General features: G+C 68.3%; 15 protein-coding genes. 7 read left to right on the top strand and 8 right to left on the bottom strand.

What is annotated here, in order from left to right:
• The first annotated feature begins 597 nt into the window (after positions 1–597).
• Positions 598–1,884 (top strand): PucR family transcriptional regulator, encoded by a 1,287-nt coding sequence (locus ACH4TG_RS08520; protein ID WP_398241412.1) that lies wholly within the window; start codon positions 598–600, stop codon positions 1,882–1,884.
• A gap of 138 nt (positions 1,885–2,022) precedes the next feature.
• Here ACH4TG_RS08520 and ACH4TG_RS08525 read toward each other — a convergent pair whose 3' ends face one another.
• Together ACH4TG_RS08525 and ACH4TG_RS08530 are read right to left on the bottom strand one after the other, a co-directional pair.
• Positions 2,023–5,979: a carboxypeptidase regulatory-like domain-containing protein gene (locus ACH4TG_RS08525; RefSeq protein ID WP_398241413.1), complete on the bottom strand. Its 3,957-nt coding sequence runs from the start codon at positions 5,977–5,979 to the stop codon at positions 2,023–2,025.
• Positions 5,980–6,395: 416 nt separating this feature from the next.
• Positions 6,396–10,325 (bottom strand): carboxypeptidase regulatory-like domain-containing protein, encoded by a 3,930-nt coding sequence (locus tag ACH4TG_RS08530; protein WP_398241414.1) that lies wholly within the window; start codon positions 10,323–10,325, stop codon positions 6,396–6,398.
• Between the two features lie 834 nt (positions 10,326–11,159).
• Between ACH4TG_RS08530 and ACH4TG_RS08535 the strand changes: the two genes are divergently transcribed.
• Together ACH4TG_RS08535 and ACH4TG_RS08540 are read left to right on the top strand one after the other, a co-directional pair.
• Positions 11,160–11,693 (top strand): SigE family RNA polymerase sigma factor, encoded by a 534-nt coding sequence (locus ACH4TG_RS08535; RefSeq protein ID WP_398241415.1) that lies wholly within the window; start codon positions 11,160–11,162, stop codon positions 11,691–11,693.
• Positions 11,690–12,349, top strand: coding sequence for a hypothetical protein (locus tag ACH4TG_RS08540; RefSeq protein WP_398241416.1), 660 nt, complete (start codon positions 11,690–11,692; stop codon positions 12,347–12,349). Before ACH4TG_RS08535 ends, ACH4TG_RS08540 begins: the two co-directional genes overlap by 4 nt.
• Before the next feature lie 866 nt (positions 12,350–13,215).
• On the opposite strand, the gene ACH4TG_RS08545 is transcribed toward ACH4TG_RS08540, so the two are convergent.
• Entirely contained in the window at positions 13,216–14,412 is a 1,197-nt protein-coding gene (locus ACH4TG_RS08545) for a Gfo/Idh/MocA family protein (RefSeq protein ID WP_398241417.1), read from the bottom strand.
• Between the two features lie 162 nt (positions 14,413–14,574).
• On the opposite strand from ACH4TG_RS08545, the gene ACH4TG_RS08550 reads away from it, so the two are divergent.
• Positions 14,575–15,390, top strand: coding sequence for a helix-turn-helix domain-containing protein (locus ACH4TG_RS08550; RefSeq protein ID WP_398241418.1), 816 nt, complete (start codon positions 14,575–14,577; stop codon positions 15,388–15,390).
• 418 nt (positions 15,391–15,808) lie between these two features.
• Here ACH4TG_RS08550 and ACH4TG_RS08555 read toward each other — a convergent pair whose 3' ends face one another.
• Positions 15,809–16,693, bottom strand: a complete 885-nt coding sequence (locus ACH4TG_RS08555; protein ID WP_398241419.1) for a LysR family transcriptional regulator — start codon at positions 16,691–16,693, stop codon at positions 15,809–15,811.
• A gap of 183 nt (positions 16,694–16,876) precedes the next feature.
• Here ACH4TG_RS08555 and ACH4TG_RS08560 point away from each other — a divergent pair, with 183 nt between their 5' ends.
• The 3 genes from ACH4TG_RS08560 to ACH4TG_RS08570 all read left to right on the top strand — a co-directional run bounded on the left by ACH4TG_RS08560 (position 16,877) and on the right by ACH4TG_RS08570 (position 19,901).
• On the top strand, positions 16,877–17,530 hold the full coding sequence (locus ACH4TG_RS08560) for a disulfide bond formation protein DsbA (RefSeq protein ID WP_398241420.1): 654 nt from the start codon (positions 16,877–16,879) through the stop codon (positions 17,528–17,530).
• 100 nt (positions 17,531–17,630) lie between these two features.
• Entirely contained in the window at positions 17,631–18,590 is a 960-nt protein-coding gene (locus tag ACH4TG_RS08565; RefSeq protein ID WP_398241421.1) for an EamA family transporter, read from the top strand.
• A 75-nt stretch (positions 18,591–18,665) separates the two neighbouring features.
• Positions 18,666–19,901, top strand: coding sequence for an MFS transporter (locus ACH4TG_RS08570; RefSeq protein WP_398241422.1), 1,236 nt, complete (start codon positions 18,666–18,668; stop codon positions 19,899–19,901).
• 664 nt (positions 19,902–20,565) lie between these two features.
• Here ACH4TG_RS08570 and ACH4TG_RS08575 read toward each other — a convergent pair.
• The 4 genes from ACH4TG_RS08575 to ACH4TG_RS08590 form a co-directional block, all read right to left on the bottom strand.
• Positions 20,566–21,414 (bottom strand): SDR family NAD(P)-dependent oxidoreductase, encoded by an 849-nt coding sequence (locus tag ACH4TG_RS08575; RefSeq protein WP_398241683.1) that lies wholly within the window; start codon positions 21,412–21,414, stop codon positions 20,566–20,568.
• A gap of 69 nt (positions 21,415–21,483) precedes the next feature.
• Complete coding sequence (locus ACH4TG_RS08580; protein ID WP_398241423.1) at positions 21,484–22,197, bottom strand: RraA family protein; 714 nt, start codon at positions 22,195–22,197, stop codon at positions 21,484–21,486.
• On the bottom strand, positions 22,194–23,159 hold the full coding sequence (locus ACH4TG_RS08585) for a hypothetical protein (RefSeq protein WP_398241424.1): 966 nt from the start codon (positions 23,157–23,159) through the stop codon (positions 22,194–22,196). Before ACH4TG_RS08585 ends, ACH4TG_RS08580 begins: the two co-directional genes overlap by 4 nt.
• Positions 23,156–24,157 carry a mannonate dehydratase gene (locus ACH4TG_RS08590; RefSeq protein WP_398241425.1) on the bottom strand — a complete coding sequence of 334 codons (1,002 nt, stop codon included), beginning with the start codon at positions 24,155–24,157 and terminating at the stop codon, positions 23,156–23,158. The genes ACH4TG_RS08585 and ACH4TG_RS08590 overlap by 4 nt, the downstream gene beginning before the upstream one ends.
• Positions 24,158–24,245 lie beyond the last annotated feature (88 nt).

Below are 24,245 nucleotides of genomic sequence, written 5' to 3' on the forward strand. Positions count from 1 at the left end.
GACCGACGCGCAACCACGGACGGGCGGAGTACCCCGGTCCATGCATCGCGCGCCCGGTGAAAGCACTGGCCGGCCAACGCGGCTGACTGACTGGTGCCCGTCGTCCTCCTCCGACTTCGAACGTTGGACAGCGCACGGGATGACCCAACACTGTTGATTCGGTTCAACTTTGAGCGACAAGCTAGACCCGTTGTTTCGACTTGGCAATGCACCGGAGGCACATCATCTGGGCTTTCCATCGGCATATGACCCGGCACGGCCACGTCCGTCATTATTGAACGTTTCAACTCCCTCCCTCTGATGAGGTGGAGGGCGCATGGCAGTTGGTGCGCTCGGCCCGGACGCCGTACGCCGCGTCCCCGTCGACGGTGTCCACGCTGCGCCCCTGTCCTGGCGAACCGCTCGCTCCCCAACGCGGTGCGGCGCTCGCCGTGGATGATCCGGCCGATCATTGCGGCGGTTTTGCGTCATGGAGGAAATACGGCACCGTCAATCAGTTGCCCGATTTCTCTTTGGTCGTCAGCATCTGTCATGCACGCGAGGAGGATCACGACCGCTCCGGAGGCTTGGACACGCGTAGGAAGCGTTGCCACACCCGTGGCATCGAGCGCGCTCGACGACCAGTTCGGCTGCACTGCCCGGAGGTGTTCGATGTACCCGGAGCTCCAGTATCTCGTTGACTCGCTGGCGACCAAGCTGTCATGCCCCGCGACGGTCGAGGACCGCAGGCAGCGGCTGGTGGTCTACAGCCGGCACAGCGAACCGCCCGACCCCGTGCGCCATGCGTCGATTCTGCAGCGCTGCGTGTCTGCCGAGGTGCTGGCATGGCTGCGACAGATCGAGCTGGCCAAGGCACGACACCCGGTCCGCATTCCCCGCAACGTCTCGCTCGGCATGCTGCCCCGGGTGTGCGTACCGATCCGGCGCCGCGCCCTCCTCCTGGGGTATCTGTGGCTCATGGATGTCGACGGGTCGATGAACTCGGAGCAGATCGCGCTCGCCGAAACCGCCGCCCAGGACTTCGCTCTTTCGCTGTATCGCGAGGTGCTGGCCGGCGAGCTCGCGTCGAACCGGGAAACCGAGGCGATCAGGAACCTGCTGCTTTGCGGCAGCGATATCCAGTCCTGTGCGGCGCGCACCCTCATCGACGGCGGACACTTCGACCCGTCCCGCGCTGCCGTCGTGCTGGTGGCCCGGCCGATGCTCACCCCCGATGCCGAGCCGGACGACCAGGTGCGGCTCGCCCTCGAACAGGCACTCGTCAACACTCGCCACCGGCTGCCCGCACGGCAGGCCGTCCACCTTGTCTCTCACAGCGACGGGGTGCTTCTCCTCGGCACGGAGGGAGAGGCCGACGAGCTGGCGGTTGACCGCTGCGTGTCCCACCTCGACAACGCCCTGCAGAGCGCAATGTCCGGGCTCGAGCAGGTGTCGTCGTTCGTGATCGGCGTCGGACAGCCACGGTCGGAGCTGGCGCAGGCACGGGACTCCTACCTCGAGGCCGGCCAAGCCGCTCGTATCGCTGCTTCGATGCCCGACGTCAGCCGGATTGCCCGCTGGTCCCAGTTCGGCATCTACCGGGTACTCGCGCAGCTGTTCAGTCAAGACCTCGGCGAGTTCGTGCTTCATCCCGGGCTCGAGCGGCTTTTCACCGATCCGGAGGCGCTGCCTCTGCTTCAGACGCTGGAGACCTATCTTGATCTCTCCGGCAACGCACTGGCGACATCCGAGCGTCTGAAGCTGCATCGCACCTCGCTGTACTACCGCATCCAGCGCTTTGAGCACCTGGCGGGCGCCAACCTCAAGGACGGCAACGAACGGCTCTGCCTGCACCTCGGACTGAAACTCGCGCGATTCACCGGCCGCTATCGGCCGGTCTGCTGAACTCCCGTACGGTGACCCCCCGCTGCCCCGCCCCGCGGGACGGGCGGCGGAGGAGGGCGACGGCCCCGCCATCCGATCGGTGGCGGGGCCGCGACCTGTGTGTGCGGGGCCGGGGTCGGCCCCGCACGAAGCGTCACATCAGGTGCAAGCGTGGTCGGGTCGGAGAGAGAAGTCGACGGTGTTCGCCATGCTCTGCTTGATCTTCACTGATTGGGTCTGCGACGCCCAGCCGTCCTTGGCCGCGATCACCCTGAGCGGGTTGTTGCTGACGTCGAGCCAGAGCACGTACTGACCGTTCCGGTCGGTCCGCAGGGTGTAGCTCGCCGTCTTCGAGGTGATCTGCACGGCGGCTCCGGGCAGTGGCGCCGAGATGCCGGTGCAGCCGACCCCGGTGACCGTGCCGGTGATCTTTCCCCAGGTCTTGGGCGGGTTCACCGTGAGCGCCACCGGCACCGGGGGGACCGCCCCGTACGGGGTCTGCGCGCTGACCGTGAACTCCGCAGTGAACGTGCCCGGTTGGGTGATATCGGCGACATTCGCGTTGAAACTCGCGTTGACGTCGACGCTCTTGCCCGGCTGGATCGTCACCTCGGTCTTGTCCACCGAGAGCCAGGGGATCGCGGTGCACTGCTCATAGCCGGGCAGCAACTCCGCACTCCTGCCCGCGGCCAACCCTCCGCTGGAACCTCCGATCCTGTAGAAGCCGCAGGCGGAGCCGCCGCGGTAAACGGTGTTGTTGGAGTTGGGCAGCGCGGTCCAGGTGTCGGAACCCGGGTCGTAGCCGAAGCCCTGGTTGGTGAGCGTGCTGGTGCCGTTGGTCACGCCGCCGGACATGAGGAACGTGCCGTCTGCCGCCGAGTAACCCATCCCCCACAGGTCGATCGGCAGGTCGGCAACGGCGGTCCACCGATGGGACGACGGGTCGTAGCTGTAGGCGTGCTTGGTGGTGCCACCGGTCGCCGTCGCCCCGCCCGCGCAGTACAGCTTGCCCGCGATGGCACCGCAGCCGAGCCAGGAGATCGGTTCCGGATACGCCGTGCCCGAACTCCAGGTGTCCGAGGCCGGGTCGTACGCCTGCACGTCCGTCCTGCCGCAGTCGCTGTCCGTGCAGCCGCCGACGACGTAGATCTTGCCGCCCAGCACGGTCACGGCGGCGCCGGCGTAGGGTTTCGGCATGTCGGCGCCTGCGGACCAGGTACGGCTCGCCGGATCGTAGATCTCGGTCTTGGCCGTCGGGGTCCCGGAGATGTCCCAGCCGCCGAAGACGTAGAGCTTGCCCCCGTAGGCGGCTGCCTGGGCGGCCGACCGGGCGACGCCCAGGTTCGGCAAGGCGCTCCACGCCTGGGTGCCCGGGTCGTAGGCATAGGCCTTGTTGACAGTTGACTGGCCGTTCGTTCCGCCGACCGAGTAGACCGTGCCGCCGATGGTCGCCACGCTGTTGTCCATGATCGGCACGGGGTAGTCGGCCACCGTCGTCCACGGCGCCGCGTACGGCGTCACCGACGGCTTGGCGACCGCCCGCGGGGTCTTTCCGGGCCGGAAGCGCAGGGGACTGTAGTTCCCCTTCACCTCCTGCAGCGGAGCACCCTGCGGCCTGGCACCCTGCTGCGCCGCGGCGGGCTGATAGCCGCCCGGCTGCTTGCCGATCTCGGCGGTCACCGGGGCGGTTCCGGTGTTCTTCACGGTCAGGGTGGAGGTGCCCTGGCCTTGCCAGCCGACCGTCGTGCTGAGCTGGGCCTGGCCGACCGCGAGCCGGGGTGCCGGGAGCGAGAACGTGCCGCCGTCCGTTGCCTGGTCCGAGGCCACGTCGACGGTGGCGTCCTGTGCGCTGTAAGCGTTCCCCGCCGTGGCGGAGAACGTGTGCTCGCCGGTGAGTGAAGAGAACACCTCGTAGAAGCCGTCGTCCAGGTTCGGGTCGTTCGGTGTCGCCACCGAGGTGGTCGTTTCCGCGGGATTGTCGGCCGACGTCACCGTGGCGCCGTTGATCCCGGCACCGGTGTTCTTGTCGGTCACCCGGCCGACGACCAGGCCACCCGGCGTCGGCTCACATGTGCGGTCGCCGAGAAAGACGTCGTCGACCTGCCACCAGAGGCCGTAGTGGGCGGTGAAGTGGAACCTCACCCGGACGTTGGCCTGGCCGGCGGCCCGGGAGAGGTTCACGATCTCGGTCCGCTGCCCCCGGGCGCTGTCGCCGGCGTGGTGCCAAGCGTTGGTCCACGTCTGGCCGCCGTCGAGGCTGAGATCGACGTCCCCGGTCTGGCCCGAGTAGCCGTTGTAGTCGGTGCGGAAGGTCAGGGCCGGGTGGGTCCGCCGGCTGAAGTCCATGACCGGGCTGATCAGCGAGCTGTCCTGCGCCTTTCCGGTGCCGTATGCCGCACTGTCGATAATGGCGAAACCACCGGACCCACCGGTGGTGTTGCCACGCTTGCCAGGATCGTCGAACACCCAGGTCTGGCCGTTGCCCAGCCTGTCGTCCGTGGTCCAGCCCGCCGGCCTGGTGCCGCCGTCGAACGACACGGTGGTGCCGTCGGAGTGGGGGCCGTACCCGGCCGCGCTGCAGGTCGTCTCGTCGACCGGCGGGTTGACGTCATGTGTCACGTCCGCCGAACCCACCTGCACATCCTGAGATTCCTGCTGGTAGCCCGGGTACATCGGGTCGACCTGCAGGGTGTAGGTGCCGGAGACGGGCACGCTGAGCGTGTACTTCCCCGTCTTGGGGTCGGTGTAGGCGACCGCCGTCGGCTCGTCCTTGACCCGCACGGTGGCGTACAGCGGCCAGCCGTGACCCGAACCGTCATGCACTGCACCGGTGATGTCGACGCGCGACTTCGCGGTCAGCACGAAGTCCTCGGTCACCGTCTGCCCGTCGGCGATCGCGACACCCGAAACGGTCCTGGTGTCGTACCCGAACTTGCTCGCGCTGATGTCGTGGGTTCCCGGTGGCGCGGTCAGGGTGTAGTGCCCCTGCCCGTCCGTCATGGCCGTGACGTCGCCCACGGTGACCTCGGCCTCCGCCAGTGGAGCGGTGCCGTCGGTGACAGTTCCGCTGACAGTGCCGTGCGGCTGGGAGCGGAACGCGGCGAGCCCGTTCGGGGTGCCGAGCCCGGTCGGCCCGTCATACCCCGGCCCTGCGTTGCACAGGTACCCAGGGGTGCAGCCGCCGTTGCTTCCGGACGTCACGTCATTCAGCGCGGACGGCTGGGCATACGGGTAGGAGTTCGGCGCCGTACCGGCCGCCGGCGTCCCGGCCAATGCGTAGACCGAGGCGATGATCGGGGCGGACACGCTGGTGCCGCCGAAGACCTTCCAGCCGCCGTTGTAGACCGCGACACCGGTGTTCGGGTCCGCGACCGCGGACACATCGGCGACCGTACGAAGCGCGCAGCCGGTGTCCTGCTGGAACGACGGCTTGGGTGAGAAGGCGGAGCAGCCACTGCCCGCACCACTCCATGCGCTCTCGGCCCAGCCGCGGGTGGTGGAGGTGTCCTTGACCAGTGAGGTGCCACCGACCGCCGTCACGTACTGCGACGCGGCTGGATACTCCACCCCATAACCGGAGTCGCCGCTGCTGACGGTGATCGCGACACCGGGGTGGTTGAAGTAGGCGTCGTCGAACTGGGTCTGGCCAGAACCCTCGCTGCTGCCGTAACTGTTGGAGACGTACCTGGCGCCCTGGGCAACCGCCTGGTTCACGGCCGCGCCGAGGTTGGGCAGGTAGCTGTCGTCGGCCTCGACCAGCAGGATCTTGCAGGTCGGGCATATCGCGCTGACCATGTCGATGTCCAGCGCGATCTCCCCAGCCCACCCGGAGTTGGCCGGCGGATAGCTCGTGCCGCCGCGCTGGTCGATCTTCTTGAAGCAGCCATTGGCCGTGGTGCACGCCGGAAGCCCGTACTGCTGGCGGTAGACGGCCAGGTCGGCTTCGGCGTTCGGGTTGTCGTACCCGTCGACGATGGCGACCGTCTCCGTAGGGCCGGCAGCGGGCAGGTTGTACGCGCTCTGAAGGTCGGCCGGACCGAAACCGGAAGGAACGGCATCAGCCTGGAGACCCTTCGCTGCGACAACATCCGTGCGGACCATGGACAGGCAGGACATCTCGCCGGCTCTCGACGGCGTGCCGCACACCTGATGGGTGGGGTGCCGGCCAGGCGAGACGGGGCTGGTCGCCCTCGTCGCCGGAACAGGACTCGTGGCTGAGGTGGCGGAGGTGGCGGGACCGGTGGAGGCGGTGGCCGCGGTCGGCGCAGCGATCACCGTGAGCGCTGCGACGGCGAGCGACACGATCAGCGCCCAGGCCCGTCCGACCGCCGTGGCAAACGGGACCGGATGGGACCTGCGGCGTGCCGGCCGCGCAGAGGGGGAATGAGACATGTACACCTCTCCTACGGGGTGCATGCAAAACCAGACCGTGAATTCTTCATCAGGCAGATCTCGGCTCAGCCGTACTTCTTCGACCGCTGTGCGGGCCGGGGCCGTGCCCGGCCCGCACAGAGCGTCAGATCAATTGCAGATCAGCTGCAGATCAGGTTGAGCGGGAAATCGGCCGTGGCCGCCTTGCCCGGTTTGATCTCGACCGGTCGGGTCTGCGGCGCCCAGCCGTCCTTGGACGCGGTCACCGTGAGCGGGTTGTTCCTGACGTCGAGCCAGTACGCGTACTGACCGTTCCGGTCAGTCTTCAGCGGGTAGCTCGCCGTATTCGAGGTGATCTCCACGGTGGCTGCGGGCAGTGGCGCCGACGTACCGGTGCAGCCGACCCCGGTGACCGTGCCGGTGATCTTTCCCCAGGTCTTCGGGGGGTTCACCGTGAGCGCCACCGGCACCGAGGGGACCGCCCCGTACGGGGTCCTCGCGCCGATCGTGAGTTGCGCGGCGAACGTGCCCGGCTGGGTGATATCGGCGATGCTCGCGTTGAAACTCGCGTTGACGTCGACGCTCTCGCCCGGCTGGATCGTCACCTCGGTCTTGTCCAGTGAGAGCCAGGGGACATCGCCCGTGGCGGCGCACTGGTCATAACCGGGCAACAGCTCCGCCTTCTTGGAACCGTAGTTGTTTCCGGCGGTACCGCCGATCTTGTAGAAGCCGCAGGCGGAGCCGCTGCGGAAGAGAGTGTTGTTGGAATTGGGCAGCGCGGCCCAGACATCGGCTTCCGGATCGTAGGCGAAGCCCTGGTTGGTGAGCACGCTGTTGTGGTCGGTCACGCCACCGGAGACGAGGAGCTTGCCTGCTGACACCGAATAGCCCATCCCCCACAGGTCGATCGGCAGGTCAGCGACCGGAGTCCATGCGGCGGACGCCGGATCGTAGCTGTAGGCGTGCGTGCTGCCGAGGCCATTCCACCCGCCCGCGCAGTACAGCTTGTCCTCGATGGCACCGCAGCCGAGCCACGCGATCCGCTCCGGATACGCCGGGCCCGAACTCCAGGAGTTCGCCGCCGGATCGTAGACCTGCACATCCGTCTTGGCGCAGTCGCCGCCCAGGCAGCCACCGACGATGTAGATCTTGCCGCCCAGCACGGCCACGCCGGCGCCGTCGTACGGTTTCGGGTTGTCGGCGCCGGTGGACCAGGCGCCCGTCCGCGGGTCGTAGATCTCGGTCTTGGCCACCGCGGTCCCATCCGGGGCCCAGCCGCCGAAGACATAGAGCTTCCCGCCGTAGGCGGCCGCCTCGGGCGCCTCCCGGGCGACGCTCAGTTTCGGCAAGGCACTCCACGCCTGGCCTTCCGGGTCGTAAACGTACGCCTTGTCGACGTAGTTGGTGCCGTCGAATCCGCCGACCGAGTAGACCTTGCCGCCGAGGGTCGCCACAGCGTTGTCCATGATCTCTATGGGGTAGTCGGCCACCGTCGTCCATGGCGCCGAGTACGGCGTCGCCGACGGCTTGGCGGTCGGTGTCTGCGTGGTCCTGCCGGGCTGGAACGGCAGGGGACTGTAATGTCCCTTCACTTCCTGCAGCGGAGCGCCCTGCTGCGCCGCTGCAGGCTGGTTGGCGCCCGGCCACTCACCGATCTTGGCGGTCAGCGGTGCGGTTCCGGTGTTCTTCAGGGTCAGGGCGGAGCCGGCCTGGCCCTGCCAGTCGACGGTCTTGCCGAGCTGGGCCGGGCTGACCGCGATCCGGGGCGCGGGCAGGGCGAACGTGCCGTCCGCTGCCTGGTCCGGGGCCACGCTGACCGTGATGTCCTGCGGGCTGTAGTAGTGCCCCACCGCGGCGGACAACGTGTGCTCCCCGGCGCGCGAGGAGAACATCCAGTAGAAGCCGTCGGCCAGGTTCGGGTCGTTCGGTGTCGCCGCAGAGGTCGTCTTCTCGGTGGGGTCGTCGGCCGACGTCACCGAGGCGCCGTTGATCCCGGCCCCGGTGTTCTTGTCGGTCACCCGGCCGACGATCAGGCCGCCCGGTACCGCGTCGCACGTCCGGTTACCGAGAAGGACGTCGTCGACCTGCCACCACATCCCCCAGTTGGCGGTGAAGTGGAACCTCACCTGGACGCCGGCCTTGCCGGCGGCCTGGGACAGGTCCACGACCTCGGTCCGCGGCCCCCAGGCTCTGTCGCCGCCGTGGTGCCAGAGGGTCTTCCACGTCTGACCGCCGTCAACGCTGAGATCGACGTCCCCGGTCTGGGACACGATGCCGTAGTAGTCGGAGTGGGAGGTCAGGACCGGCTGGGCTTGCCGGCTGAAGTCCATGAGCGGGCTGATCAGCGAGCTGTCCTGAGAACTGGCACTACCGTAGTAGTCGCTGTCGAGGATGGCGAAGCCGCCGGACCCGCCGGTCCTGTTGGGGCGATGGTGGGGGTTGTCGAACGCCCAGGTCTGGCCGTTGCCGATCTTGTCGTCGACGGTCCAGCCCGCCGGCGCGGTGGTGCCGTCGAAGGACTCGGTGGCGCCGTGGTAGTGGAAGCCGTACCCGGCGGCAGTGCAACTCATCGGGTCGACCTGCACGTCGACGTCATGCTTCACGTCCGCCGAACCCACCTGCACATCCCGGGAGTCCCGCTGGTAGCCCGGATACATCGGGTCGACCTGCAGGGTGTAGGTGCCGGAGACGGGCACGCTGAGCGTGTACTTCCCCGTCTTGGGGTCGGTGTAGGCGACCGCCGTCGGCTCGTCCTTGACCCGCACGGTGGCGTACAGCGGCCAGCCGTGACCCGAACCGTCATGCACTGCACCGGTGATGTCGACGCGCGACTTCGCGGTCAGCACGAAGTCCTCGGTCACCGTCTGCCCATCGGCGATCGCGACACCCGAAACGGTCCTGGCGCCGAACCCGAACTTGCTCGCGCTGATGTCGTGGGTTCCCGGTGGCACGGTCAGGGTGTAGCGCCCCTGCCCGTCCGTCAAAGCGGTGACGTCGCCCACGGTGACCTCGGCCCCCGCCAGCGGAGCCGTGGCGTCGGTCACCGTACCCGCAACAGTGCCGTGCGGCCCGGAGGGCACGGGGCGGAACGCGGCGAGCCCGTGCGGGGTGCCGAGCCCGGTCGGCCCGTCATAGCCCGGCCCTGCGTTGCACAGGTACCCAGGGGTGCAGCCGCCGTTGCTTCCCGACGTCACGTCATTCAGCGCGGACGGCTGGGCATATGGATAGGAGTTGGGCGCCGTACCGGCCGTCGGCGTCCCGGCCAGCGCGTAGACCGAGGCGATGATCGGGGCGGACGCGCTGGTGCCGCCGTAGACCTGCCAGCCGCCGTTGTAGACCGCGACACCGGTGTTCGGGTCCGCGATCGCGGACACATCGGCGGTCGTACGGTTCGCACAGCCGGTGTCCTGCTGGAACGACGGCTTGGGCACGTACCTCGAGCAGCCGCTGCCCGCCAACTTCCATGCGCTCTCGGTCCAACCACGGGCGGTGGAGGTGTCCTTGACCAGTGACGTACCCCCGACCGCCGTCACGTACCGCGACGCAGCCGGGTATGCGACGCGGTAACCGCTGTCACCGGTGGCAGCGGTGATCGCGACACCGGGGTGGTTGAAGAACGCTTCGTTCTGCATCTCGCTGGAAGACTCGATACTGCCCCAGCTGTTGGAGACGTACCTGGCGCCCTGGGCGACCGCCTGGTTGACGGCCGCACCGAGGTTGTTGAGGGTGGGGTCGTCGGCCTCGACCAGCAGGATCTTGCAGCTCGGGCATGTCGCGCTGACCATGTCGATGTCCAGCGCGATCTCCGAGGCCCACCCGGAGTTGGCCGGCGGATAGCTCGTGCCACCGCGCTGGTCGATCTTCTTGAAGCAGCCATTGGCCGTGGTGCACGCCGGAAGCCCGTACTGCTGGCGGTAGACGGCCAGGTCGGCCTCGGCGTTCGGGTTGTCGTACCCGTCGACGATGGCGACCGTCTCCGTGGGGCCGGCAGCGGGCAGGTTGTACGCGCTCTGAAGGTCGGCCGGACCGAAACCGGAAGGAACGGCATCAGCCTGGAGACCCTTCGCCGCGACAACATCCGTGCGGACCATGGCAAAGCAAGACATCTCACCGGCTCTCGACGGCGCGCCGCACACCTGATGGGTGGGGTGCCGGCCAGGCGAAGCGGGGCTGGTCGCCTTCGTCGTCGGAACAGGACTCGTGGCGGAGGTGGCGGAGGTGGCGGGACGGGTGGAGGCGGTGGCCGCTGTCGGCGCAGCGATCACCGTGAGCGCTGCGACGGCGAGCGACACGATCAGCGCCCAGACGCGTCCGACCGCCGTGGCCGACGCCACCGGATGGGACCTGCGGCGTGACAGCCGCGCAGAGGGGGAATGAGACATGTACACCTCTCCTACGGGGTGCATGCAAAACCAGACCGTGAACTCTTCATCAGGCAGATCTCGGCTCAGCCGTACTTCTTCAGCCGCTACTCGTTTCCGCGGCCCAGCCTGCTGCAGTACCGACCGACAGAGATCACAGGAGCTTGAGGCCCTACTTGGTCCCTTTCAGGGCTGGTTGATGGAACCGCACGTCCTCACGAATCGCATCCCGGGGCATCGACCAGACGGGGTCAACGACGGGGACTCTACGGCCGGTGGCACGGCTTGGTCATCGGATGAATGTCGGTACGATCCCAGCGCGAGCCCGACGATTGTCGAATCCTGGTCGTCTTCACGCCAGACGGCGCCGCGGCGGCAGTTGTCAACGCGCGCGTGCTGCTTCTGGGGCGTGGTGGGCGCGGACTGCGGTCAAGCGGCGAGTGGGGCCGGCCGCTTTCCGATGCGGTCGATCAGGCGGGCCCTGGTCGGCTGCCGCACCCGAGGACGCGGCGCGGGGGAGGTAAGTGTGCGGGGGGCCTGCGGCGTGTAGGGGGTGTGGAGCAGATGGAGTTCAAGGAGTTCTACCGGGCCGGGCGGGACGTCTGCCTGCGGGCTGTGCTGGTGAGTGTCGGGGATCGGCAGCTCGCCGAGGATCTGGTGGCCGAGGCGTTCACCCGGGCCTGGGCATCCTGGCCGAAGGTCAGCCGGCATCCGGCGCCGCGTGCGTGGATCGTGCGTACGGCGCTGAACACCCGGGTGTCGTGGTGGAGACGCAGACGCAAGGAGGTCGGGCTGGAGGACGGCCCGCCCGATGTGCCTGATCCGCGGGAAGCCGAGCCCGGCCTGGACCCCGCTCTGCTCGCCGTGTTGCGTCAACTGCCGCAGCGGCAGCGGGAAGTGATCGCGCTACGGGTCTTCCTCGATCTGGACACCAGGGCCACGGCCAAGGTGCTGGGGATCGCGGAGGGCACCGTGACCGCTCATCTGTCGCGAGCCGTGTCGGCGTTGCGCGCGCAGCTCGTCACCGTCGATGACGGCACCACCCACGACGGCACCCCTCACGACGGTGCCACCCACGACCAGGAGGTCCGACCATGAGCGAGCACGAGGTGCTCGACGCACTGAGGGATTCCCTCGACGACATCACCATGTCCACGCCGGTGGAGCGGATCGAAGCGGCGGGCAGGGCCCGTCGCCACCGGCGCCGCCTGGTGGGCACGGCCACCGCAGCGTCCGCCGTGGCCCTCGCGATCGCGGTGCCCACGCTGAGCAACCCCTCGACGGCACCGCCGTCGAGCGGCGACAGCACGGGCGCGGGCGCGGTGCACGTCCAGACCGCCGCCTACACCATCGACACCAAGACGGACGGCACCCTGGTCGTCACCTGGGACAAGGCCGCCTACTTCAGCGACCACGCGGGCCTGGAGCAGGCGCTGCGCAGGGCGGGATTCCCGGTCCTGATCAAGGAGGGCGTGTTCTGCAAGGGCCCGCACGACGACGGGACGCTCAGTCCCAGCGGGTCCGGCCCCGGCGTCACGAACGTCGTGAAGAGCAGGAGGGACAGCGACGGCAAGGTGACGTTCATCTTCACCCCGGCCGCTATGCCGGCCGGGAAGCAGCTGTTCATCGGCTACCTCAACGCCGCGCAGCTGGCCTCGGTCCATATGAACCCCGGCTCCGTGGAACGGATCGTACCGGCGCACGGACCGCTGACCTGCACGAGCACCCCGCCGCCTGAGCACCACTACAACTGAGCCGGCCGGAGGGCGGTGGGCTGGACTTCAGCGGTGTCACCGGCGGGTAGCCGCGCATCGTGAGGAAGGCGGTCCCCCCACGTTTTGGGTGATGGTGGGACCCGTGGTGTCGTCGCCGCTGACCAGGGGTACGGCAGCCTGACGAGGCCGTCGTAGGTCGCATCGGTGCGCCTGCCCCGAGCGTCTATCGCCCTCTTGCGGACCCTCGTTCTTGCCCAGTCACCGTGACGGCTGCCTTCCATCTCGATAACTGCCTGGGCTGACCGGTTGTGAGGGGCAATGACAACCTGTGGAGCCGCAGCGGCTTCCGTCCGAAGCAAGCAGTCCGATGCCGGGTGACCGGCCACCGAGGACGCTTCGGCGTCGAAGTCTCTTTAGTCGCTCCCGACCCCGAAGTCCCTGCTTTCATCGACTTCGTGAACCTCACAGGCAGCTCAGAGCACCCGCTCCCCAAGGACTTCCCAGCACTCGGGAGCGTCCTGGACGCCGTTGTGCTCGACCTCATGCCCTCGGGGGAGCTACGGCTGGCGGCACGCAGCAGCCGGTGACCGTCACGAATTTCCGCCACAGCCTTGATTTTCCCCACCCTGGTTGCTCAGGGGTTCGCGAGGCCTGTTCACCCCCGCTCCCCCACATGACGCTCGGCTCCAGGGCCCGTATTCAAGGGATACCGACCCGAACCCGGTGCCAAAGTTCGGCGATGACCTCGGTGACGGTAGAGCCCCTTGCCGCTCCGAGACCCGTGGCAAGGGGCTCGCCGGCTGGCCCACCCGGCGAGCCCTTTGCCGCGGATCTCTGAGCGGCCGTGTCCGGTTACCCGGGTGTGTCCTTGGAGCGGGATGCCCTCGCAGCGCACCGGGCTCGGATCATGAACTGCCCGGGGCCTCACCGAAGTCCGGGATCTCCAGCCGGGCCCCGCCTTGCAGGGTGGACTTGTGGGCGACGATCCCGGGGAGGGTGTAGCGGGCCGCGGTCCAGGCGTTGACCGGGGGAAGCGTCCGATTGTTGACGGCTGTCACGAAGTCGTCGGCCAGGAAGTGGTGGCTGCCTTCGTGACCGTTGTGGGCATGGGCGAACTCGCGCGGGAGCCGGGACGTGTCATGCACCGGCGCCGTGCCCGAGGTGAAGGCTCCTCGAAGGGCCGGAGCGACGTGGGCGAGCGCGGGGTCTTCCGAGGAGAGCGTCGGCCTCGGCAGCAGCAGGTCCGTGATCTCTTCGATCCCCTCCCTGTCCTGCCAGAAGCTGACCGTTGCCAGCTGTTCCATGCACCCCTCGGTCCCGAAGAACCGGAGCCGCGTCTCCCGACCGCTGACGTATCCGACCCTGCGGAACTCGTTGGTGCGGAACGAGCCGCCGCCGGCCACCTCGAACAGCGCGGTGGCGTTGGAGACGTCGTTATCGAACTGGCTGACCTCGCGGTCGAAGACGCCGTCACCGCGGTCGTCGCGGACACCGATCGCGCTGACACTCGTGGCGTGCGTCTGCCAGGCGCCGAGGACCCCGCCGATGGCATGAGTCGGGTAGAGGAGCGGAGGGTAGCTGGCTGTGGCCTTCCAGTTCTCGCCGCCGCTGAACTTGTAGGCGTCGTAGAAACCGTGGTCCATGTCGTGGACGTAGTCACCCTCGGCGTAGAAGAGCCGGCCGAAGGAGCCCTCTGCGATCCTCTGACGGGCGTAGACGGTGGCCGGGTGATACTGGCTGGTCTCGCCCATCATGTACGTCAGCCCCGTCTGCCGTACCGCCTCGATGATGGCCGCGATCTCCTCCTCGGTCACCCCCATCGGCACCGCCGAATAGACGTGCTTCTGCGCACGGAGTGCCTGGACGACGAGCGGGCCGTGCGTCCAGCGTTGGGTGAAGATCGCTACGGCGTCGAGGTCGGAGTCGAGCATCGCCTCGAACGACGGCAGCGTCCCTGCGAGGTCGTACTCTGCGACGAGCCTCTCGGAGCGCTCAGGCACCAGGTCGGTGACCAGGATGTCACCCACACCCGGGTGCAGCTGCCAGAGCTTGGCGAAGGAGCCGGCGAACTGCCCCGCCCCGACAATTCCCAGAGAAAACATGTAAGACTCCATTTTTCAGGTTCATAGTCACGCTCGTCGATGTGGGTCGCGGACTGCGGGCAGCCGACGCGCCGCTACCTGCGACGATATGAGTCCAGGATCACGAGGTCTTCATCGATGACTAGCGAGAACTTCCTGAATTCTCAGAAACATCCTGAGGCGATGTCGTCAAGCCTCCTCGGCTGGACGGGCCGGCCGACCTTGATGCGAGCCGCGCATCAGCACGACGACCTGGAACTCAACCTCGTCGTCGAGGGCGGGACGATGCTCTACCAGTTCGGTGGGATGCCGGTAGCGGTCGGCCAGGGAAGCGTGGCTGCCTTCTGGGCCGCCGTGCCGCACCAGCTCGTGGCGAGCTCGGCGACCCGCGTCCACTGGGTCCACGTACCCTTCTCGGAGTTCCTGCGCTGGCGGCTGCCCGATGCGGTGACGGGCCGGGTGCTGTCGGGCGTGCCCCTGCTCTCCACGCCGTCCACTGCCCTGGCGACCGACGCCGCGAACTTCGCCCAGTGGGCCGAGGATCTGGCCAGCGGTACGGCCGAGCGCCACCGCATCGCCATCCTCGAAGTCGAGGCGCGGGTGCGTCGGCTGGCCCTGACCGCCACCGGCGAACCGATACACCACTACGCCGGGGGCGACCTCGCGCTCCGCCAGGTCGTCGTCATGGCGCGCCATATCGCCGAGCGCTTCCGCGAGCCGCTCAGCGTCGCCGACATTGCTGCCGCGGCGCAACTGCACCCCAACTACGCCATGGGCCAGTTCCGCAAAGTACTGCGCACCACGGTCGGTGACTACCTGACCCGCTGCCGCTTGGCCGAGGCTCGCCGCCTGCTGATCACGACCGACCTGCCGATCGCCCGTGTGGCGTCGGCGGCCGGCTTCGGCTCCGGTAGTCGCTTCTACACCGCCTTCACCTCTGCGTGCGGCGTACCTCCGGCCAGGTTCCGGCGCGAGTACACCGAGACGGCCGGCGCGTAAGCAGGCTAACCTGCTCGTTTCACTTGCCGCGGTGTCCGGCCTGCGCCAAGGAGTACGCACAGGCGAAGATCTCCCAGCTCGCGTACGACCGGAAGACCGACTCGGTCATTCACCTGATCCAGGACTACGACAGCCCCGCCGCGCCGCCCGGCATCGGACCGATCATCAACAAGATCACCGACCCCACGGGGATCCGCGACGCGGCCGTCGATCGAGCCTGGCCCCCGGCCCACGCCCCGCCCGAGTCCGCGCCCCGGCCCCGGCCGCGGCCCGCAGGGCAGCCGCCCGCCGCTCGCCCCGCGGCTTCCCGGATGGCCCCCAGCCACAACGCCGGCAGTCAACAGGCCCACTCCCCCAACAACCCCACCCGCCCCGGTGATTGCACCCCGAGCCCGGCAGGTCACCGTCGTGTGAGCCGTCATTGCGTGCCGGTCGCCGGAATCTTCAGGATGTCGAGGAATGCGGCCGCAGCAGGCGAGGTGCTGTCGCGGCTCCAGATGATGTATTCGATGCGGGTCGGTGCGTCGGTGACCTCGATGGTGGTGAGGCCGGTGAGCTGGGGGACGTAGGTGGAGGGGAGCATGGCGATGCACAGGCCCTGCGCGATCAAGCGGGCCATGAAGTCCGAAGTGGTCACCTCGAAGGCGACGTCACGGCTGAGGCCGGCGGCCGAGAAGGCCAGGTCGGACTGGACGCGCCCGGCCGTCTTGGCCGGCAGGTCCACGAACACCTCGGAGGAGAGCCTGCGCAGGTCGACTGCCGGCTCCTCGGCGAGGGGATGGTCCGGCGGGATCACGGCGACGAGCCGGTCCCGCGCCAATTCACGGGCGTTGACGCCGTGCAGCCGCGCGGTGGTCGGCAGTCCGAGGAAGGCCACCTCGATGATCCCTTCCTTGACCTGCTCGACCAGTTCGTCGCTCGCGCCCACCCGCAGGTTGATGCGCACGTGCGGGTACTGCTGGCGGAAGTCACGCAGGACGGCGGGGATGTCGACTGCAGCGACGGTGGGGATGAGGCCCACGGCAAGCCGTCCGCGGATCTCGCCGACAGCCGCGGCGACCTCGCTGGCCGCGCGCTCGGCGGCCTCCAGGCACTGACGGGCCACCGGGACGAACGCCTCGCCGGCCGGCGTCAGCCGGACCCGCCTGCTGGTCCGGTCGAACAGCCGGGCGCCGAGCTCCCGTTCCAGGCGCGCGATCTGGTGGCTGAGTGCCGACTGGACCACCAGGCACCGTTCGGCGGCCCGGGTGAAGTTGCTCGTCTCGGCGACGGCGACCACGTAGCGCATCTGCTGAAGCTCCATCCATCCATCGTGAACCGAGATCGATGGTGTGACAACCATGTGTTGGACTCATTGATGGACATGAGCCGAGACTGAGCGATGTGCCTGCTGGCATCAGCGGCACGGAAAGTCCGGACCCGAGTAATCGGGTAACGGCCGGACCTCATCGGATCCACCGGATCCCAGCCGAGAGGGCGTCCAACCATGAGCACCAGTCCACCCGGGCAGCAGTCGACGACCGTCGCCGACATGTGGGTCGATCCGCGCTGTCCCTGGGCGTGGATCACGTCCCGCTGGCTGCTGGAGGTCGAACGGGTACGGCCCGTTCGAGCGCGGTTCCACGTGATGAGCCTGTCGGTGCTCAACGAGGGGCGGGAGGTGCCGGAGAAGTACCAGGAGGCCATGGTCGAGGGGTGGGGACCGGTGCGCGTCTGCATCGCGGCCGAGCAGCGGTTCGGCACCGATGTGCTGCTACCGCTCTACAACGCCATGGGTACTCGGATTCACCACGACAAGGCCGGGCTGGGCCGGGAGATGATGCTCGCCGCCCTCGCCGACGCCGATCTGCCGGCGGAACTCATCGAGGCGGCGGACACGGCCGACTACGACAATGCGCTCCGTGCCAGCCACCAGGCCGGTATGGAGCCGGTGGGCACCGAGGTCGGCACTCCGGTTATCCACGTTCCCGGCCCCGGTGGTGGGACCGTCGCGTTCTTCGGCCCGGTCATCTCCCCCAGCCCCCGCGGCGAAGCCGCCGGCCGCCTGTGGGACGGCGTCCTCGCGGTGGCGGGCACCGACGGCTTCTTCGAGGTCAAACGAGCCCGCACCCGCGAGCCCATCTTCGGTCAGCACACGTGAGCGGCCTGTCGCGTCCGGGTCTGTCGAACGTGAATGCACCTGAGTTGCTCGGTGTCGGCGACACCGACGACCGGCACGTCAGTGCGGACGGTGGTGCGGCATGAAGAGCGACCGGCAACTCCTCACCTCAGGTGTGACAGCGCTGGCGCCGGCGGTCTGGGGAAGCACGTACCTGGTGACCACCGAGTGGCTGCCGCCGAGCCGCCCGCTGCTGGACACCACCCTGCGGGCACTTCCGGCGGGCCTGATCCTGCTGACCTTCGCCCGCACACTGCCGACCAGGACATGGCTGTGGCGTGTCCTGGTGCTCGGAACGCTCAACATCGGCGCGTTCAATTACCTGCTGTTCGTTGCCGCCTACCGCCTTCCGGGCGGTGTCGCGGCGATGATCATGGCCGTGCAGCCGATGATCGTCCTGGTCCTGGCGGCTTTGCTCATGGGCGACCGGATCCGGCGCCCGAACGTCGTGGCCTGCCTGTTCGGCGCGGGTGGTGTCGCCCTGCTCGTGTTCAAGGGATCTGCCACCATCAACCTCGTCGGTGTGGCGGCGGCACTGGCCGCGGCGACCTGCATGGCCACCGGCATCACCTTCACCAAGTTCTGGGGACGCCCTGAGGGCGTGGGCCTGCTGCCCTTCACCGGCTGGCAGTTGACCGCGGGCGGGCTGGTGTCCGTGCCGTTCGCGCTGTTCGTCGAGGGGCTGCCGGAAAGGATCACCTGGACCAATACCCTCGGCTTCACCTATCTGATGCTCGTGGGCGCTGTTCTGAGCTATGTCGTCTGGTTCCGCGGCATCGAGCGACTGCCGGCACTGGCGGTCTCCTTTCTCGCCCTGGGCAGTCCGATCGTCGCAACCCTCCTCGGATACGTGTTCAAAGGCCAGAGGCTGTCACTTCTGCAACTGGTCGGAATCCTGGTGATCATCGCCGCCGTGATACTCGCGCAGCCCAGGCAGGCCAGGACGCGAGGGGCCCACCCCGAGGAACACCGCACCGATCCCGCTGACGGCGACGACCTCGCGGCTGCCGAGCCGGCATCGCCGGTATCGCGCCCGGAGTGACCGACGCGACCACCGAGCGCTTCAAGTGACATCCGACTCTGCCGCCGTGAGGCGCAGAGGAACAAGAGAGTTGAAATGTCCACACTCGATGAGCCCCAGCCCTCGGCCTTCCGCTCGTGGTTGGGTGTTTGTGTCATCACGGCAAGTCTGTTCACCTTCGTCACCACCGAGTTGATGCCTGTCGGTCTGCTCACACCAGTGAGCAAGAGCCTGAACATCGCGGAGGGCGTCGCCGGCCTGATGGTCACGCTGTACGGCGTCTCCGCCGGGTTGGGTGTGCCGTTCATCGTGGCATGGACCCGGCGCGTCAACCGGCGCGTACTGCTGTCGACGCTCCTGGCGATCCTGGCTGTGGGAAACCTGATCACCGGCCTCGCGCCGAACTTCCCCCTGATCCTGGGCACACGGCTCATCATGGGCTTCGCCAACGGCGTGTTCTGGGCCATCGGCATCAGCATGGCCATGCGCCTGGTCCCCGAGCGCCAGGCGAACAAGGCGGCCGCTGTCGCACTGTCCGGCATCTCGATCGCCACGGTCCTGGGCATTCCACTCGGAACGTACCTCGTCAGCCTTACCAGTTGGCGGACCACGTTCCTCATCTGGAGCTGCCTGAGCGCGGTGGTCTTCGCCGCTGTCGCCATGGTGGTGCCCTCGCTGCCGTCGGAGAACGCGGTCTCGGTCCGCGAGGTCTTCAACCTCCCGCTGAAGAACCCCCGGCTACGGTTGGTGACCTACGCGGTGGTCCTTTACGTCCTCGGCCACTTCGGGGCGTACACCTTCATCCGGCCCTACGCGGAGCACCACTCGTCCGCCTCGGCCGGCTTCATCACCGTCGTGCTGGTGGTCTACGGCATGGGAGGGATGGTCGGCAACTTCGCCGCTGGATACGCCGTCAACAGGAACCTGAGGGCCACCTTCATCGCCGCCTGCACCGGCATCCTGGCCTCGTTGCTGCTGCTCCTCACCATCGGCAATACGAAGGCCGGTCTGCTGATCACGGTGGTCCTGTGGGGACTCTCGTTCGGGGCGGCGAACCTGTGCCAGATCAACCTCATGCTGTCCGCCGCTCCCGACACCTTCGAGGCCGCCATGTCGATCAACACGCTGGGGTACAACACCTCGATCGCGCTCGGGGCGTTGCTCGGCGGACTCTTCGTCGACGGCTTCGGCTTGAAGAGCGCCGTCTGGCTCGGCGTGGCGCTGACGGCCGCCTCCCTGCTGGTCACGCTCAGCACGCGCCGCAGGACCGCGCAGCCCACCTCCGAGGAGGCGCCGGCCATCAGCGATGCCGAACCCATCACATCGTCCTGACGGCCGCGGAGGGGCCACGCACGCGTGCGGGCCTTTCTGCCGACACCCCCGCCACCGGCAGAAGGGCCCCCACGGGACTGCACAGTTCGGTTATGCCCGCGACGTGGCGGCGTTCGCGACATTGCTGTGGGTGGTTCGGTGTCAGAAGGGCTGGCGGGACGCGGTTGAGGATGATCACCTCGCCTACCTGGCTTGGCGGCGCCGGGACGACGACGGGCCGCGGGTGGCCGGATCGACCTGGAATCGTGAGGTCGCCGGGTGGTCGCCTGCTACCAGTGAGCGGGGCGAGCGGGGCACGTTCCAACCAGCGCGATCCCGCAGGTGCCGCTGCGCGCCCAGGCGGGTTCCTGGCTGGCGCGCCGGACGGGCCGACGAGCAGCGGCCGAGGACGTACGCGCGTGATACCGGCGGGGAGCGCGCAAGCCCGACCGCCTCGAAGCGTTCGGTTGGCTGCACCACTGCAACACCCGTCACCGTCAACCCTGCCTCGGGCAACGCAGCCCGATGCCCTATGTCCACCAGGGTGAGGGCCCGCCGTCCTCATCCTGCCTGCCGTCACCCGATCGGTGGCCACATTGAAAGGGTTCCGCCGAGACATCGGGCGGGTGGACGCCCCGGCACCGGCAATGAAGCCGGGCACACTACCGGGGCGGCCGTCAAACGGTCACACATCGTCCTTGGCAGGTGCCACGAGGGGCACCCCGGCGAGGAGTCCGCCGTCGACGCGCAACTCGACGCCGTTGACGTAGCTGGCCTGGTCACTGGCGAGGAAGGCGATGACCTCGGCGATCTCCTCCGGTTGGGCGACCCTGCCCGGCGGGTGCATTTCTCCCCATGCACGGACCACCTGCTCCGCCTCGGCCGGTGTGCCGGCGACCTGGGCTGCGGACGCCCGGAGCATGGGCGTGTCCACCGAAGCCGGCAGGATCGCGTTGGCCCTGATCCGGTCAGCGGCGTAGTCGATGGCCAGGCTTCGCATGAGGCCGAGCATCCCCGCCTTGCTCGCCGTGTACGCGGTCACGTTCTTCTGGGTGGCGCTCGCCTGGACCGACGACACCAGGACGATCGATCCGGACCCGCCGTCCAGCATGTGCTGGATGACCGAGTGCACGGCCAGGTAGGCGCCCTTGAGATTGACGTCGAATACTTCATCCCAGACTTGTTCGCTGGTCGTCAGCGCCGTTCCGTACCGCTGGATTCCCGCGGAGTAGACCATGATGCCCGGGTGGCCGAATCTCAGCGCCGCTTGGGCGGTGAAGTCGGCGATCTCAGTCGGGCTCCGGACGTCAACGGCAGCGCCCCACGCCTCGAAGCCCTGCTCGCCCAGTTCCCGTTCCAGGGCGTGGGCTTCTTCGGATCCCAGCCCCGCGAATGCGACCTTGGCACCGTCGCGGCACAGGCGCCGCACGGTGGCTTCTCCGATTCCTCGGGTTCCACCGTAGACGAGAGCGACCTTGCCTCGAAGCCGCCCGACTGATGGTGTGTCGGGCGTGGGCGTGCCTTGCTCGTTCAGTGATCGGGGCATGCGTCATCTCCCATAGAAAATAGTTTGAGGCTCCCTCGGGCCCCGCGACCTCCTCGGTCACAGCACTCCGTACTCGGCGAAGGCCGTGGTCGCGCTCATGCCGTTCTCGATGGCACGGCGGACAAGGTTCTCCGTGGACGCCTTCTGCAGTGCCCGCTCGATGACTTCCGCCTCGAGTTCGCGCGGGATGACGACCACGCCGTCGACGTCCCCGAAGACCAGATCACCCGGACGCACCGCAACGCCGCCGATCTCGACGGGCACACGATAGGCGGTGACCTGTGTCCGCACCGCCGCATCCTGGGCGTAGGCCCCGCGGCTGAACACCGGCCAGTTCTGGGAAAGCACCTTGGGAGTATCCCGGTGGAAACCGTCGACCACCGCTCCCACACTGCCGCGCATCCTTGCCGTCGCGGTGAGGATCTCCCCCCACGCGGAAGTGGGCAGGCTCGATCCGCGAGCGACATAGACCTCACCCGGGCGCAGGTCGTCCAGGGCCTGGGTGAGGAGTCCGAACGGTTTGTTCTGCGGGCCGAAGCAGTCGGCGATGAGGACCGGCATCGCTCGGCCGACCACCACGGTATCTGCGGTGAGGCCTCGGATTTCCGGGGGAAGGAACTGGTGGCAGCGTCCCATCTGGTCCAGGATGTCCCCGACGACCGGCGTGCTCAGGCGGGTCCGGACGGTCTGCAGCAACCAGTCGTCGGCGCCATCGGCCGACGTGCCGGCGGAAAGGCGCGCATCTTCGTCGATCGATCGGGGCTGGCTCATGGAACGGTCCTCTCAGTCTCACTGACAGTGGTCTTCACCCAGCCGGTGATCCCTTCTCCGGCTGGAACGCGCAGTTGTGTACCCGACTTCTCGGCGACCTTCGTGAGTCCCTGGCTGGGCCAGGAGGTGAAGGGCTCGACGCCGATCGCACGCGCCTTCCCGAACCAGGGTGGGCCCTGCTCGCCGCCGAGTTCCGTCCAGAGCCACACATAGGGGAAGGTGGACGACCAGCGCATGGCGACGGCCACTCCCAGACCCGGGGCGGTCACGGTGATGGGCTGCTCGACGTTCGAGAGGTACGCCAGCGAGCTGGAACCCGGGCGGGGCCGGCGTAGGTCGACCGGACCGTCCGGGCCGTCGGCGTGGGGCCACCTCGACCGCGCACCCGCGGTGAGCGGGTTGGAAGCCGCGTGGTACTCGTCATCCGCAGTGATGTCGGCGCTGGAGCAACTCAGCTCCAGATGCGGATCGTCGAGCAGGTCGCCCCCGAACCCGATGTGTTCGCCCCACATGAACTCGACCGGATCCGCGCCGGTGTTGAGCACGGTGGTGTCCGTCCGAAGCACGCCAGGGGCCGCCAGTGTCACGGTGCGGGTCAGCGACAGGGGAAGGGTCGACAGTTCCGTGGAGAGTGCGAGCCGGCGGACCCCGGCCCGCGCCCTCCAGGACTGCAGGCCGGCCTCGCCGTGGAAGCCGTGGCTGACGCCCTGGTACGTACATTCGGTACCTCCGTTGGGAAGCACCAGCTGCCAGCCGCCCGCACCCGCCCGCAGCCACAGGTCGACGCCGCTCTCCGCCTGGCTCGCAGGCAGGTTGAAGCGAGGGTTGCGCCACAACAGCTCGGCCCCGCTGGGACGATGCCTGATCGAAGTGATCGTCGCCCCGAGGGCCGGGGCGATCTCCACGCGAAGCAGTTCGTCCTCCAGCACGTGCCGCGGGGCGTGCGCTGCCTCGACGGTCATGGCTTCCCTCCACTGCCATGCTGGAGGCCGCGGATGTACCCGAGGGCGAACAACCGGCCGAGCGTGGTGTAGCCGGGTCGCTCGTCGGACTCTCCGTACATCGTCGGGACATGGTCCGGCCGCATGGGGCCGTCGAAACCGCCCTCAACGTAGATGCGCATGCACTCGGCAAGGTCGGTGGGTCCGGCGTCGTGGAACGTCTCGACGAAGTCCTCTGCCGAGCCCCGCACGTCGCGCAGGTGAACGAACGCGATGTGCGGCAGGAACTCCCTGATGGTCTGCGGCAGATCCGGGGTCATCAGCCGGAAGTTGCCCTGGCAGAAGGTGATGCAGTTCGAAGGCGACGGGTGGTCGGCCAGGATCCTGCGATAGCTGTCGAGCGACGAGACGATGCGGGGGATCCCGCGCACGGAGGGCAGCGGCGGGTCGTCGGGGTGCAGCGAGAGCTTGACACCCGCCTCTTCCGCCACGGGCAGCGTCGCTTCCAGGAAGGCGTGCAGACCGTCCCACAACTGCTCGGCCGTGACCTCGCCCGGTGCGACGAGCGGCGGCTCCTGCTCGGCATCGGCCAGCCGGAAGCCGGTGACGAGAGCCCCTCCCCTGTCGGGAACACGGACATCGGTACGAGCCCAGCCGCTGAGAGCCATCCAGTTGTAGCAGAGCACTCCCACGCCGAGTTCGCCCATCGCGCGGATCTGCTCGTGGATCCGTCGCAACTGCTCCTTGCCCTGGGGAAGGCCGAGCCGGACCCCGTCCATCGGCGGGGTGTCCTCGAAGGCGATGACACGCAGCTCGTGCTCTGCGAACTGCGCGATCACCCTCTGCAAGCCCGCTGAGCTCCACGGCTCGGGCCCGGTGGACGCCGCACGCTGCGGCCAGCTCCGCTGTTGTTCGCCGCCGTCGAGAAGCGCGACGACATCGTCGACTCCGCACTGCTTGACGAGCTTCCACAGGTCACTCGGCAGCCCGGGGTCCAACAGTTCGCTGAGGTGAATCACGGCAACTTCCCTTCCTTCGCCCCGTACGGGCTCACGATCCGTTCTGCAACGGCCCGGTTCCTGATCATGCGGTCTGCCCGGCAGGAGC

The sequence above is a fragment of the Streptomyces sp. NPDC020917 genome (assembly GCF_044333795.1).
Lineage (GTDB): Bacteria > Actinomycetota > Actinomycetes > Streptomycetales > Streptomycetaceae > Actinacidiphila.